Source organism: Segeticoccus rhizosphaerae, assembly GCF_009192725.1.
Classification (GTDB): domain Bacteria; phylum Actinomycetota; class Actinomycetes; order Actinomycetales; family Dermatophilaceae; genus Segeticoccus; species Segeticoccus rhizosphaerae.
Window position 1 is genome coordinate 1 of sequence record NZ_VOHR01000085.1, and the last position, 13,032, is coordinate 13,032.

The 13,032-nt window shown below is 68.8% G+C and carries 13 protein-coding genes; 7 read left to right on the forward strand and 6 right to left on the reverse strand.

The annotated features are described in order from the left end of the window. From FRW57_RS09225 to FRW57_RS09245, 5 genes are all read left to right on the forward strand, one after another. The coding region (locus tag FRW57_RS09225) for a UvrB/UvrC motif-containing protein (RefSeq protein ID WP_152185866.1) at positions 1 to 207 on the forward strand (207 nt) is incomplete at its 5' end. A 34-nt stretch (positions 208 to 241) separates the two neighbouring features. Further along, a complete protein-coding gene (locus FRW57_RS09230) occupies positions 242 to 679 on the forward strand; it encodes a VOC family protein (RefSeq protein ID WP_137123045.1) in 438 nt (145 codons plus the stop codon). 64 nt (positions 680 to 743) lie between these two features. After that, on the forward strand, positions 744 to 2,324 hold the full coding sequence (locus tag FRW57_RS09235) for an MDR family MFS transporter (RefSeq protein ID WP_203230279.1): 1,581 nt from the start codon (positions 744 to 746) through the stop codon (positions 2,322 to 2,324). Between the two features lie 104 nt (positions 2,325 to 2,428). Then, positions 2,429 to 2,782, forward strand: a complete 354-nt coding sequence (locus tag FRW57_RS09240) for a DUF3817 domain-containing protein (protein ID WP_137123046.1) — start codon at positions 2,429 to 2,431, stop codon at positions 2,780 to 2,782. A gap of 200 nt (positions 2,783 to 2,982) precedes the next feature. After that, positions 2,983 to 3,969 (forward strand): TerC family protein, encoded by a 987-nt coding sequence (locus FRW57_RS09245; protein ID WP_137123047.1) that lies wholly within the window; start codon positions 2,983 to 2,985, stop codon positions 3,967 to 3,969. A 75-nt stretch (positions 3,970 to 4,044) separates the two neighbouring features. On the opposite strand, the gene FRW57_RS09250 is transcribed toward FRW57_RS09245, so the two are convergent. The 6 genes from FRW57_RS09250 to FRW57_RS09275 all read right to left on the reverse strand — a co-directional run bounded on the left by FRW57_RS09250 (position 4,045) and on the right by FRW57_RS09275 (position 11,100). Further along, a complete protein-coding gene (locus FRW57_RS09250; protein ID WP_152185867.1) occupies positions 4,045 to 4,935 on the reverse strand; it encodes an EamA family transporter in 891 nt (296 codons plus the stop codon). A 148-nt stretch (positions 4,936 to 5,083) separates the two neighbouring features. Then, positions 5,084 to 6,043 (reverse strand): ABC transporter permease, encoded by a 960-nt coding sequence (locus FRW57_RS09255; RefSeq protein WP_137121536.1) that lies wholly within the window; start codon positions 6,041 to 6,043, stop codon positions 5,084 to 5,086. Positions 6,044 to 6,050: 7 nt separating this feature from the next. Beyond that, positions 6,051 to 7,043, reverse strand: a complete 993-nt coding sequence (locus tag FRW57_RS09260) for an ABC transporter permease (protein WP_137121537.1) — start codon at positions 7,041 to 7,043, stop codon at positions 6,051 to 6,053. Beyond that, positions 7,040 to 8,167, reverse strand: coding sequence for an ABC transporter ATP-binding protein (locus tag FRW57_RS09265; protein ID WP_152185868.1), 1,128 nt, complete (start codon positions 8,165 to 8,167; stop codon positions 7,040 to 7,042). The genes FRW57_RS09260 and FRW57_RS09265 overlap by 4 nt, the downstream gene beginning before the upstream one ends. Further along, positions 8,164 to 9,189 (reverse strand): ABC transporter ATP-binding protein, encoded by a 1,026-nt coding sequence (locus FRW57_RS09270; protein WP_152185869.1) that lies wholly within the window; start codon positions 9,187 to 9,189, stop codon positions 8,164 to 8,166. Before FRW57_RS09270 ends, FRW57_RS09265 begins: the two co-directional genes overlap by 4 nt. Positions 9,190 to 9,273: 84 nt before the next feature. Further along, a complete protein-coding gene (locus tag FRW57_RS09275) occupies positions 9,274 to 11,100 on the reverse strand; it encodes an ABC transporter substrate-binding protein (protein ID WP_152185870.1) in 1,827 nt (608 codons plus the stop codon). 198 nt (positions 11,101 to 11,298) lie between these two features. Here FRW57_RS09275 and FRW57_RS09280 point away from each other — a divergent pair, with 198 nt between their 5' ends. Together FRW57_RS09280 and FRW57_RS09285 are read left to right on the forward strand one after the other, a co-directional pair. Continuing rightward, positions 11,299 to 11,982, forward strand: a complete 684-nt coding sequence (locus tag FRW57_RS09280) for a response regulator transcription factor (protein ID WP_152185871.1) — start codon at positions 11,299 to 11,301, stop codon at positions 11,980 to 11,982. Next, a partial coding sequence (locus tag FRW57_RS09285; RefSeq protein WP_152185872.1) for a sensor histidine kinase occupies positions 11,979 to 13,032 on the forward strand: 1,054 nt, incomplete at its 3' end. The genes FRW57_RS09280 and FRW57_RS09285, both read left to right, overlap by 4 nt.

Consider the following 13,032-nt stretch of genomic DNA (forward strand, 5'->3'; position numbering starts at 1 on the left):
CGCGGTGCGCTGAGCGCCGACGTCGACGTCGCCCGCGGGGGCGCCGGCGAGCTGCCGGCGTCCGACCTGGCCGACCTGATCCAGGAGCTGACCCAGCAGATGCACCAGGCCGCCAGCGACCTGCACTTCGAGCTGGCCGCGCGGCTGCGTGACGAGATCGGCGACCTCAAGAAGGAGCTGCGCCAGATGACGGCGGCGACCTCATGAGCCAGGTGCGTGGCGCCGACGCGAAGGAGGACCCGTGGCGGTGAGCTGGCAGGTGACCTTCGACGCCGTCGACGCCAAGGCCCTGGCGCGTTTCTGGGCCAGGGCACTGCACTACGCCGCGGAACCGCCCCCGGACGGATTCGACTCGTGGCCCTCGGCGCTGGAGGCGATGGGCGTCCCGGAGGACGAGTGGGACGACGGTGCGTCGCTCATCGACCCGAGCGGTGTCGGACCGCGCATCGTGATCCTCGGGGTGCCCGAGCCCAAGACCGCCAAGAACCGGATGCACCTCGACCTGCGCGCTGAGCGGGTCGAGGAGGACACCAGCGTCGAGCGCAAGGACAGCATCCTCGCCGAGGCCGCGCGGCTCGAGGCGCTCGGGGCCACGCGCATCCTCGAGCAGGGTCTGCCCGGCCACCACTTCCACGTCGTGATGCAGGATCCCGAGGGCAACGAGTTCTGCGTCAACTAGCCTGCCGAGGGTCCCACGTTGCGGGGTGCCCGGAGGCGCGAGCGGCCCCGATGGGGTGGCAACCATGAGCGGAGGTGTTGTGGCAGCCCTGATGCGCCGCGACCACCGCACCCCGGTCCTCATCGCCCTGATCCTCACCATGGCGCTGGTCGCGATGGACACGACGATCGTGGCCACGGCGATCCCGCAGGTGGTCGGCGACCTCGGTGGCTTCTCCCTGGTCGGCTGGGTGTTCTCGGTCTACCTGCTCGCGCAAACGGTGACCATCCCCGTCTACGGCAAGCTGGCCGACCTCTACGGCCGCAAGCCGGTCCTGGTCGTCGGCGTGGTGGTCTTCCTGATCGGATCCGCGCTGTCGGCGATCGCGTGGAACATGGTGGCGCTGATCCTGTTCCGCGCGTTGCAGGGACTCGGGGCGGGTTCTATCGGCGCCACGGTCAACACCGTCGCCGGTGACCTGTACGACGTGGCGGAGCGCGGCCGCGTGCAGGGGTGGCTCTCCAGCGTCTGGGGCATCTCGGCGGTCGTCGCGCCGGCCATCGGTGGCGTGTTCGCGGAGTACGCGTCGTGGCGGTGGATCTTCGTGGTCAACCTGCCCATCGGTGCGCTGGCCCTCACGCTGATCGTGCGCGGACTCCACGAGCGCGTCGAACGGCATACCCATCGCATCGACTACGCCGGTGCGGGGCTGCTGCTGGCCGCGGCCGGGCTGCTCATCCTCGGATTGTTGCAGGGCGGCACCGCCTGGGCGTGGGACTCGGTGCCGAGCGTCCTGGTCTTCGCGGGCGCCGTGCTCGCGGCCCTGGTGGCCGTCCTCGTCGAGCGCCGGGCCAGTGAGCCGATCATGCCGCCGTGGCTGTGGACGCAGCGGCTGACGGCCGGGTCGTATGGCGCGACGCTCACCGCCGGGCTGATGGTGATCGGCCTCTCGACGTTCCTGCCGACGTGGGCGCAGTCGGTGCTCGGGCTCGGGCCGGTCGCGGCCGGCTTCGTGCTCGCCGTGATGAGCATGACCTGGCCGCTCGCGGCCGGGATGTCGGCCCGGTTCTACCTGCGGATCGGCTTTCGCGACACCGCTCTCGTCGGTGCGCTGCTCACCGTCGCCTCCGGGGTGGTGTTCGTGCTCACCCCCGTCGACGCGCCGGTGTGGCAACCCGTGGCGGGCAGTGCCCTGATGGGCGCGGGCATGGGGCTGATCACGTCCCCGCTCATCGTCGGGCTCCAGTCGACGGTCGACTGGTCGCGGAGGGGCGTGGTCACCGGCGGAGCCATGTTCGCCCGGTTCCTGGGCCAGAGCCTCGGTGCCGCGGTGTTCGGCGCGGTGACCAACGCCGTGCTGCTGCACCGTCTCGACGACGCACCCGCGGCGTTGCGGGGGCAGGTGCCCTCGACGGTCGATGGCGTGAGCCGGGTGCTCGAGGGTGGACGTGCCGACGCCGCCGCCTCGGACTTCCTGCGTGCGGCCGTGCACGCGTCCACGCACGCCGTCTTCCTCGGTCTGCTGTTGGCGGGAGCGGCGACGGTGGTCATCCTGCTGGCGGCGGTGCCGCGCCGGTTCCCGACCGTCGATGAGCCCCACCCGTCGCGGGAGCCCGGCGCCCGGCCCGTGTCGGGAACGCCCGAGGCGGATTCGGCCGGCGGATGACGTGCGGGTTATGGTGCGAGTGCGTCTACGACGGCGCACCGTAGGTCGCTCCGGACCTCGATCCTCCCGACCGTGTTCGCGCGGTCCCGACCGGATGGTTCTTCGTGAAGCTCAACACCCGCACCCTGTTCCGCACCGTCGCCTTCGCCGAGGCGCTCTCCTGGGCAGCCCTCCTGATCGGGATGTACTTCAAGTACGGACCGGCCGGCAACCCGCTCGGCGTGCAGATCTTCGGCATGGTGCACGGGATCGTCTTCATCGCCTACGTCCTCACCGTCTTCTGGGCGCGCGGGAAGTTCGGGTGGAGCTTCAAGACCTTCGTGCTGGCCGGCCTGTCCTCGATCCCCCCGTTCTGCACCGCGGTCTTCGAGGTCATTGCGGACCGCAAGGGCCTGCTCACCGAGACCGCGCGCCAGCCGGCGGCGGGCGCGGCCGAGTCCGTCGGCTCCCGTCCCTGAGCGGCACCGAGCGCCGGTTTGGGGACCTGCGACCTTCGTGAAACACTGGTGGTGCGGAGGGGAGTATCCCCACCTGCGGCATCCTCGTCATCACGGAGCACGCGTGCACGCACCCGGGGAGCCGGCCCCAACGTCAATGGGGTGGGAGAGACCTCCGGCCACACGTCCTTGCACGGTGACCGGAAGGCAGCTGCACCCCCATGAACGTCCCCACCTGGCTCTGGATCGTCACGATCGGCACGACCACGGCCCTCCTGTTGTTCGACGTCTTCGTCGTCGGGCGGCGTCCGCACGTCCCGACCACCAAGGAGCTCACGGTCGCCCTGTCCGGCTACATCGGGCTGGCCCTGGTCTTCGGGCTGGGGGTGTGGTTCTTCGCCAGCGGTGACTTCGCGGCGCAGTACTACGCCGGCTGGCTCACCGAGTACTCGCTCTCGGTCGACAACCTGTTCGTCTTCATCATCATCATGGCGAAGTTCGGTGTGCCGGAGAAGCTGCAGCAGTCCGCCCTGCTGATCGGCATCGTCATCGCGCTGGTCCTGCGCGGCATCTTCATCGCCGTCGGTGCCGCCGCGATCAACCAGTTCTCGTGGGTCTTCTACCTGTTCGGCGTGTTCCTCATCTACACCGCAGTGAAGCTGGCCAAGGGCGACGACGATGACGAGGACTACGAGGAGAACGCCTTCATGCGCTTCGTGGAGCGGCGGCTTCCGGCCACCTCGGAGTGGCACGGAGCGCACCTGACGATCTCGCGAAACGGCAAGAAGCTGATCACACCGATGTTCATCGTGATCCTCGCGCTGGGCACGACGGACCTGCTCTTCGCCCTCGACTCCATCCCCGCGATCTTCGGCCTGACCAAGGAGCCGTTCCTCGTCCTCACCGCCAACATCTTCGCGCTGATGGGGCTGCGCCAGCTCTACTTCCTGATCGGCGGACTGCTCAAGAAGCTGGTCTACCTGAGCGTCGGCCTGTCGGTGCTGCTGGGCTTCATCGGGGTCAAGCTGATCCTGCACGCGATGCACGAGAACGAGCTGCCCTTCATCAACGGTGGCCAGCACATCGAGTGGGCGCCCGACATCCCGATCTGGGTGTCGCTCGTCGCGATCATCGGCATCCTTGCGGTCACCACGGTGGCTAGCCTGCTCAAGACGCGCCGCGACGATCCGGAGCTGGAGTCCGCGTAAGCGCAGGCGACGCACCCGGGCCACGTAGGTCAGGAAGGCGAGGTGCGCAGGGCCTCGGCTCCGCCTCGGCCGGAGCTACTGGTTGGTGGTCTCGGCGAGCTCGGCAGCGCGTGGTTGGTGCTGCTGTCGGCCCATCACGAGGGCGCTCGCGCCCACCACCAGGGCCATCCCGGCGAGTTCCACACCTCCGAGCCGCTGGCCCAGCACCACCAGTCCCGCGAGCGCGGCCACAGCCGGTTCCAGGCTCAGCAGGATGCCGAAGACGCCAGCGGCCAGCCGGCGCAGCGCCATCAGCTCCAGCGAGTAGGGGAGCACCGACGAGAGCACCGCGATGCCGAGCCCGCGGGACAGCGCGTCCCATGACCAAAGCCCCGTCCCGGCCTCGATGAAGCCGAGCGGCGCGACGAGGACCGCGGAGATGAACATCGCGATGGCGAGGCCGTCGAGCTGGGCGAACCGCTGCCCCGTCCGCCCGCTGAAGATGATGTATGCCGCCCAGCAGGCTCCCGCTGCGAGGGCCAGCCCGAGGCCGGTCAGGTCGAGGTCACCCCACGGCGTCGTGAGCGCACCGGAGATGAGCACGACGCCGAGGGCCGCGGCAGCCACCGACACCAGGTCGAGCAACCGCCGCGACAGAACGGTCGCCAGGGTCAGCGGTCCCAGGAACTCCAGAGTCACCGTGACGCCGATCGGCAGCCGGGCCAGCGCGGAGTAGAAGCACAGGTTCATCAGGCCGAGCGTGATCGCGAAACCCACGACCACGGCCCAGTCCCCGCGCGAGCGGTCCCGCACGGAGGGCCGCGCGATCAGGAGCATCACCACCGCAGCGATGATCAGGCGCAGGGTGACCGAGCCGCTGGCGCCGATGATCGGCACAAGGGTGGCGGCGAGGGCTCCGCCGAACTGCACCGACACCACGGCGCCGATGACCAGCACCGGGGCCGGCAGGGCGGAGACTCGGGGCATGGTCTCGATGCTAGGTCGTCCGTCGACGCCGACACTGCACGGTCCACGTCCTGAACCCCACCCCTCCTGAGGAATCTTCGCGAGGTTTCGGCCCCTGAGAGGGCACCAAACCTCGCGAAGATTCCCACGGGAGGTGTGGGAGGGCAGGTCAGTGCAGGCGGACTCTCGGGTCGAGCACGGCATACATGATGTCCACCAGGATGTTGGCGACCACCACGGCGGCCGAGGCGAAGATGACGATGCCGATGATCACCGGGAGGTCCTGGGTATTGATCGCGTCGATGGCGGTCTTGCCGAGGCCGGGGAGGCTGAAGACGGTCTCGGTGACGACGACACCGCCGACCAGCTGCCCGAGGTCGATGCCGAACTGCGTGACGACCGGGGTGAGCGCGCTGCGCAAGCCGTGCCGGAGCACCACGCGCCTCTCCCGCAGGCCCTTGGACCGCGCTGTGCGGATGTAGTCCTCGCCCAGGACGTCGAGCATGGACCCACGGGTGAGCCTGGTATAGGTGGCTGCGAGCAGCAGCGCGAGGGCCACCCAGGGCAGGATGAGGTGGCGCGCCCACTCGCCGACGCCGGCCGTGAGACCGGAGTATCCGCCGGCGGGGAAGATGGCGAATCCCGCCTTGGTCAGACGGAAGTAGAGAAAGTAGAGGAAGAGCAGGGCGAGCAAGAAGGAGGGCATCGAGTAGAAGAAGAGCGCCAGGGCGGTCGTGGACCGATCGCTGAAGGTCCGTGGGCGCACGGCCGACAGGACACCACTGAACACGCCGAGCAGGAGCCAGATCACTGCGGCCCCGATGGCGAGGGAGAGCGTGATGGGCAGGGCCTGGCCGATGATCTGGGTCACCGGCACGCCGTGGTAGTAGTCGAACCCCAGATCACCGTGCAGCGCGTTGCCGACGAAGTTGGTGTACTGCTTCCACAGCGGCAGGTCCAGACCGAGGCGGTGCTCGATCAGGTGGATCGTTGCGGGGGTGGCCTGCCGCCCGGCGAGCGTCCGGGCCACGTTGTTGGGCGCCACGAAGAACAGGCCGAACACCGCGACGGTGATGAGCCACATCACGAGCACGCCGAGAGCGACCCGTCGGATCAGAAACCGGATCATGTCCGCCTCACTTCTGTCCGATGAGCCGGTCGGTGCGCGGGTCGAACGCGTCACGCACGCCGTCACCGAAGAGGTTGAAGGCCAAGGTGGTGATGAGCAGGGCGGCGCCCGGGAAGAACACGAACCACCATGCGACGGTGTAGTACTGGACCGACTCACTGATCATGCCGCCCCAGTCCGCCGTCGGCGGGGGGAGGCCGAGGCCGAGGAAGGACAGCGTTGCCTGGACGACGATGACCACGGGAATCAGAAGGGTCGCGTAGACGATCACCGGGGCGAGCACGTTGGGCAGCACGTCGACGAACATGATGCGCCGGTCACTCGCGCCCAAGGATCTCGCGGCCTCGACGAACTCCCGTTCCCGGAGGGAGAGGACCTGCCCCCTGACGATGCGGGCCACCGACGCCCAGCTGAAGAAGCCGATGACCAGAATGGTGATCGTCAGGCTCGCTCCGGTGATCGACACGAGCGCGACCGCGACCAGCAGGAACGGGACGGACAGGACCACGTCGACCAGTCGAGCGAGGACGGTGTCCACGATGCCCCCGAGGTAGCCCGCGGCGAGCCCGACCACGACACCGATCGCGACCGTCATCCCTGTCGCCACGACGCCCACGAGCAGCGAGATGCGTGAGCCGTAGGCGATGCGCACGAGGATGTCGCGGCCGAGGTCGTCGGTGCCGAGCCAGAAGGCGGAGCTCGGGTGGGCCGGGAGCCCTTCGGGGGACAGCGCGCCCGGGCCGCGGTACTGCTGGTTGGGCGGGTGACCCGTCACGGAGGCGAACAGCGGAGCGATGATGGCGACCAGGCCGATCAGGCAGATCACGACCAGGGAGATCATCGCCACCCGGTCGTGACGAAGCCGTTGCCACGCCAGTACCCACGGACTGCGCCCCTCGATGCCGGTGCTGGTTTCGGCGCCGGGGCCGCCAGCAGGACCTTGGGACGGCGTTGCGCTGTCGACGCCGGCGCCGACTCCGACAGGGGGGACGTCGCTCATGATTCCTCCGCTCCGTCCGAGGAGACGATCTCGCTCTCCCCGGCGCCCAGTTGGGGCACGGACTGGGAGAGGTCCTCACCGATCGCCAGCGGGTAGAAGCAGGCGGTGCGGTGGGACGGGAGGTCGTCGAAGACCTGCTCGAGCGGCGGCACCGCCTCGACGCAGTGGGAGCGTGCCTTGGGGCAGCGGGGGTGGAACCGGCAACCACTCGGCGGGTGAACGGGGGAGGGCACGTCCCCGACGAGGACGATCCGCTCTCTGCTGTCGGCCTCGTCCGGGTCGGGAGTCGGCAGGGCCGAGAGGAGCGCCCTGGTGTAGGGGTGCCGGGTCGTCGTGAACAGGTCCTCGGACGCGGAGATCTCCATGATCTTGCCGAGGTACATGACGGCGACCCGGTCACTGACGTGTCGCACCACGGAGAGGTCGTGGGAGATGAAGACGTAGGTCAGGCCGAAGTCGTCCTGCAGGTCGGACAACAGGTTGAGGATCTGCGCCTGGATCGACACGTCGAGCGCGGAGACCGGCTCGTCGCAGATGACCAGCTTGGGATGGAGTGCCAGCGCCCGGGCGACGCCGATGCGCTGGCGCTGGCCTCCGGAGAAGTCGGCCGGGAAGCGGTTGTAGTGCTCGGGATTGAGGCCGACCCTCTCCATCAGCGACTGCACCTGGCGTTTGCGGTCCTGCCGGGAGTCGATGCCGTGGATGACGAACGGGTCGCCGATGATCGACCCGACCCGACGCCGCGGGTTGAGCGACCCGTACGGATCCTGGAAGATCATCTGCACCTCGCGGCGCACCGGCCGTAGTCGCCGCCGGCTCAGGTTGGTGATGTCCTGGCCGTCGAACTCGATGGTGCCCTCGGTCAGCTCGTAGAGCCGGGACAGGCAGCGGGCGAGGGTCGACTTGCCGCAGCCGGTCTCACCGACGAGTCCGAGCGTCTCGCCACGGCGGACGTCCAGGGACACTCCGTCCACCGCATGGACGTAGTCCCGCTGGCCGAACAGTCCTTCCCGCGCGACGGGGAAGAGCTTGCGGACGTCACGGGCGGCCATCAGCACCTCGGTGCCTGCGTGCGTGGTTTCTCCTCCCGGGTCACCGAGGGGGAGATCCATCGCCTCACTCATGCTGTCTCCTCCCGGTCTATCGTCTCGGTTCGTGGCTCGCAGGCCTGCCTGCCCTCCCAGTCGTGCGGGAGCCAGCAGGCCGACCGGTGGCCAGGCTCGTCAAAGACCTCGTCCAGTGGCGGCGTCTCGCGGAAGCACTTGTCCCACGCGTACGGGCACCGGGGCGCGAACGGGCACCCGGAGGGAAGGTTGATCAGGCTCGGCGGGGAGCCGGCGATGGGAATCAGCCGGCCTTTCCCGCCACCGTGCGCGGGTAGCGAGCGCAGCAGTCCCTCGGTGTAGGGGTGGTGGTGCCGGTAGAAGATGTCGCGCCGGGAGGCCTGTTCCATCGCCGTCCCGGCATACATGACCACGACGTCGTCCGACATCTCGGCCACCACACCCAGGTCGTGGGTGATGAGGATGATCGCCGTCCCGAAGTCCTCCTGCAGGTCCCGCATCACTCCGAGGACTTGAGCCTGCACCGTGACGTCGAGGGCCGTCGTCGGCTCGTCGGCGATGAGCAGCACCGGGTTGAGGGCCATGGCCATGGCGATCATGACGCGTTGCCGCATCCCACCAGAGAACTGGTGGGGGTAGTCGTCGAGCCGCTCGGCCGGTCGGGGGATCCCGACCAGACCGAGCAGCTCCGCGGCGCGCTTCCGGGCTGTGCGCCGTGAGGTGGAGTGGTCATGCGCTCTGATCATCTCCACGATCTGCCAGCCCACCCGGTAGTAGGGGTGCAGGCTGGAGAGGGGGTCCTGGAAGATCATGCCGATCTTGGCGCCGCGCACCCGCCGCAGGTGGTCGGGGCTGGCGGTGAGCAGGTCTTCTCCCTCGAAGATCGCACGCCCCGAGACGCGTGCTCCTCGGGTGAGCTTGGTGATCGTCTGCGTCGACACGCTCTTGCCGGACCCCGACTCGCCGACGATGGCGAGGGTCTTGCCTCGCTCGACCGAGAAGGTCAGGCCGCGGACCGCCTGGACCAGACCGTCGGGGGTGTCGAAGGAGACGTGCAGGTCGTCGACCTCCAGCAGGGCCATCTGGGTCTCCTTCCTGCGATCTGGCTTGTTGGCGGGTGCCCGTGGCCGTGCCGCCGGGGACTCCCTCGGTCAGGGTCGTCGTGCTCAGCCGCCCTGCTTGCCCTGCTCCAGCCAGACGTTGGTCGGGTCGAACTGCTGGAAGGCCGGAACGTAGATCGCGTTGTGCACCTGCGACGCGTGGTAGTTGGGGTTGAGCGGCGAGGTGAGTGGGTAGAACGGGGCGTCCTCCATCACCTGACGGTCCGCCTTCTCCCATAGCGCCGCGGCCTCGGACGTGGTCTTGGCGGTGGCTGCCTGCTTGATCAGCGCGTTGGTCTTCGGGTCGTTGTAGAGGCCGAAGTTGCTGCCGATCGGCGGGAAGGACGGCTTGCCGGAGAAGAGCGGATTGAAGAAGGACAGCGCCGAGTTGCCGTACCAGTCAGCGCCCCAGCCGGCGAGGGACACGTCCCAGACCCCGCGCTTGGCCACCGACGGCACCTCCAGGTACTTGGTGTAGAAGTCCGCGTTCGGCGAGGTGACGCCCTTGACCTTGATGCCGACGTTGGACAGGTCCTGCTGGATGGTCTGGAACGCCTTGCTGCTGCCCTCGCTCGCGTTGCGGTAGAGGAACTTGAGGGTCAGGCCGTTCGGGTAGCCGGCCTCCTTGAGCAGCTTCTTGGCCTTGGCCACATCATGCGGGTAGAGGTCGAAGTTCTTGGCCCCGACGACACCCGGTGGAAGCACGTGCGTCAATGGCGGGTTGACCGTGGTGCCACCGAGCACCTGCAGGATGTTGGCTCGGTTGAGCGCGTAGGAGAGAGCCTGGCGGACCTTGACCTTTGACAGCGCGCCGTTGTTGTTCGGCGACACCGTGTTGAACAGCACGTAAGGATTGCTCGACGAGGTTTGGCCGAGGTTGAGGTTGGGGTCCTTCTTGGCGATCAGGCCGGGCAGCTGCGACGGCGCAGGGCCGGTGTCGAAGCCCATGTCGGCCGAGGCGGTGTTGGTCTCGAGCTGCTGCTGGATGGAGTTCTGCTGGCCGGTCTCGTTGACCACGATCTTGTCGACGTAGGCCTTGCGGATCGGGTCGCTCGATGCCTTCCACGCGGGGTTGCGGGTGAAGACGATCTCCTTGGTCGGCTTGTAGCTCTCGACCTGGTAGGGACCGTCGGAGAGGGTGTGCTGCGCCAGCTCGGCCGACGCGGGGAGGTACTTGAGGAACTCCTTGGGGGCCGGCGAGAAGGCCGGCATGGTCAGGATGCCGGTGAAGTAGGTGGCCGGCTTGGTCAGGTGGAAGACGATGGTGCTGTCGTCCTTGGCCACCACACCGGGGATTTCGTGGCCCTCGATGTACCTGGCCATGGCGGGTGCGGTCTTGTCCTTCTTCATCCCGTCGCAGAAGGACTGGTAGCCCTTGATCAGGGTGGCGAAGTCGGGGATGCCGCCGAACGGCTGCACCGGGTTGCAGGTGCGCTTGACACCCCGTGCGACGTCCTGGGCGGTGACCGGCCGCGCCGGCGTGGTGTTCCACATCGGGCCCTTGCGCAGGTGGAGCGTGTAGGTGAGGCCGTCCTTGCTGATGCCGCCATTCTGCATGGTCGGCACCTCGGTGGCCAGGTCGGGTGCGGGCTTGGTCGTCTTGCCCGGGATCGCCGGGTAGGTGAGCAGCTGACGGGTCCACATCCGCAGCCCGAGGTAGCCGATGGAGTAGTAGCTGATGTTGGGGTCCATGAAGTCGATGTCGCCGGTGCCGAGCATGTTGAGCGTGCCGCCACGTTGGGCGTTGCTCGTGTCCGTCGTCTGCGTGGACCCCGGCGAGCCGCTTGCACTGGGGGAGCCGCCGCCGCCGTTGCTGCTGCTGCACCCGGCCAGTCCCAGACTGACCATGCACAGCGCAGTCACGCCGGTCAGCAGGCTCTTGTTGTGGGTCATGAGATCCTCCGTCGCTCGTTCCGTATCTTGGACGTTAGGTACGGAATCCGGTGTGCAGCAACGGATCGACACCGGTTGTCATGCTGCCGCGACGGAACTGTCACATGGGCCCCGGCTGTGTGTCGATCATGTGACGACACCTCGTCAATTCGACACGGGGACCTGCGGACGCAGAGGGATCCGTCGCATACTGGCACCGTGACACGCCGGGTGCTGCTCGTGGAGGACGATGCGCGCGTGCGTCGGGTGCTGCGCTTGGCGCTGCAGGACGAGGGCTACCACGTCACGGAGGCCGAGGACGGCGAGCAGGGCCTGGTGGAGCTCGGGGCCGCTCCGCCCGACGTGGTGCTGCTCGACCTGATGCTGCCCGGTGCGGACGGGTTCTCCGTGTGCCGCTCGATCCGCCGGGACAGTGACGTGCCCGTCATCATCGTGACCGCCCGGACGGACAGCCACGACGTCGTGGCGGGGCTGGAGGCGGGCGCCGACGACTACGTCACCAAGCCGCTCGTGGCCAAGGAGCTGTCCGCGCGGATCCGCGCGCTGCTCCGCCGGGCGGAGGCAGCTCCCAATGTGCATGCCGACCACGTCACGGTGGGTGAGCTCGAGCTCCGGATCGGTGAGGGCGTCGTCGTCCGCGACGGCAAGCCGATTCCCTTGACGCGCACCGAGTTCCGTCTGCTGGCCGAGCTGGCCCTGGCGGAGGGCAACGTGTGCAGCCGCGAGCACCTCCTCGAACGGGTCTGGGGATACGGATACTTCGGCGACAGTCGGATCGTCGACGTGCACATTCGGCGACTGCGCACGAAGGTGGAGCGCAATCCGGCCGCGCCGGTGCACGTCGTGACGGCGCGCGGGCTCGGCTACCGCCTCGCCGGGTGACCGTGTCGCGGGGCTGGAGGGTTCGCAGGCTGGGCCTGCGCGGACGGGTCACCCTCGGCTTCGGGGTCCTGGCGCTCGCCCTGTCGGTGTTGCTTGCGGTCGTGGTGTGGCTCCTCGTCTCTCGCTACCTCCTCTCGAGCCAGGAGTCGGCGGCGGTGGCCGAGTCGTCGGTCGACGCGATCTCACTGCAAGGCACCCTCGACTCCGGCGCGGTCCGCATCCCGAACGCGCTGGAGCGGTTGCCGCCCACCGATCGCCTCTCGTCGGCACTGCTCTACCGGGGAGCGTGGTACAGCACCAACCTGACCTTCGGGCGCGACACCCTGCCGGCCGAACTGATCACCACCGCGGAGGTGTCGGGCCCCGTCTCGCAGCGGTTCGACGTGGACGGCATCACCTACCTCGCCGTGGCACAGCCCATGCGCGATCCCAGCAACGTCTATGTCGAGGTCTACCCCCTCGCCCCGCTCGAGCACACCATCCGGACCCTCAGCATCATCCTGGTGGCGGCGGCCGCCGTGACTGCCGTCGTCGGCCTGGCGGTCGGCAGGATGGCCAGTCGCCGGGCCCTCCGCCCGCTGACCGAGCTCAACGAGGTTGCCGGCAAGGTGGCGCGCGGTATCCGCGGCGTGCGGCTGGACGCCGAGCACGACCCGGACCTCGAGCACCTGGCCCGGTCCTTCAACCGGACGGCGGAGGCGCTCGAGGCCCGGGTGGTCGCCGACGCCCGGTTCGCCGGCGACGTGAGCCACCAGCTGCGCACCCCCCTGACGACGATGCTCAACTCGATGGAGCTGCTGCGCAACCGGCGCAGCGAGCTGCCCGAGTCGGCGCGCGAGCCCCTGGACCTGCTGGATGACGACCTGGCCCGCTTCCGCCAGCTGGTGATCGACCTGCTCGAGATCTCCCGTGACGACAGCGGGGCACCGGTGCGGCTCGAACCCGTGCGGCTCACCGAGCTGGTCGCCCGGGCGGCGGACGCGGCCGCCGGCCATCCCGTCGCCAGCGCGGATGCGGAGGCCGACGGCATCGTGCTGCTGGCCGACAAGC

Coding starts and splice junctions, on each gene's coding strand:
- FRW57_RS09235 (WP_203230279.1), top strand. CDS start 744: ATGAGCGGAGGTGTTGTGGCAGCCCTGATGCGCCGCGACCACCGCACC.
- FRW57_RS09245 (WP_137123047.1), top strand. CDS start 2,983: ATGAACGTCCCCACCTGGCTCTGGATCGTCACGATCGGCACGACCACG.
- FRW57_RS09250 (WP_152185867.1), bottom strand. CDS start 4,935: ATGCCCCGAGTCTCCGCCCTGCCGGCCCCGGTGCTGGTCATCGGCGCC.
- FRW57_RS09255 (WP_137121536.1), bottom strand. CDS start 6,043: ATGATCCGGTTTCTGATCCGACGGGTCGCTCTCGGCGTGCTCGTGATG.
- FRW57_RS09260 (WP_137121537.1), bottom strand. CDS start 7,043: ATGAGCGACGTCCCCCCTGTCGGAGTCGGCGCCGGCGTCGACAGCGCA.
- FRW57_RS09265 (WP_152185868.1), bottom strand. CDS start 8,167: ATGAGTGAGGCGATGGATCTCCCCCTCGGTGACCCGGGAGGAGAAACC.
- FRW57_RS09270 (WP_152185869.1), bottom strand. CDS start 9,189: ATGGCCCTGCTGGAGGTCGACGACCTGCACGTCTCCTTCGACACCCCC.
- FRW57_RS09275 (WP_152185870.1), bottom strand. CDS start 11,100: ATGACCCACAACAAGAGCCTGCTGACCGGCGTGACTGCGCTGTGCATG.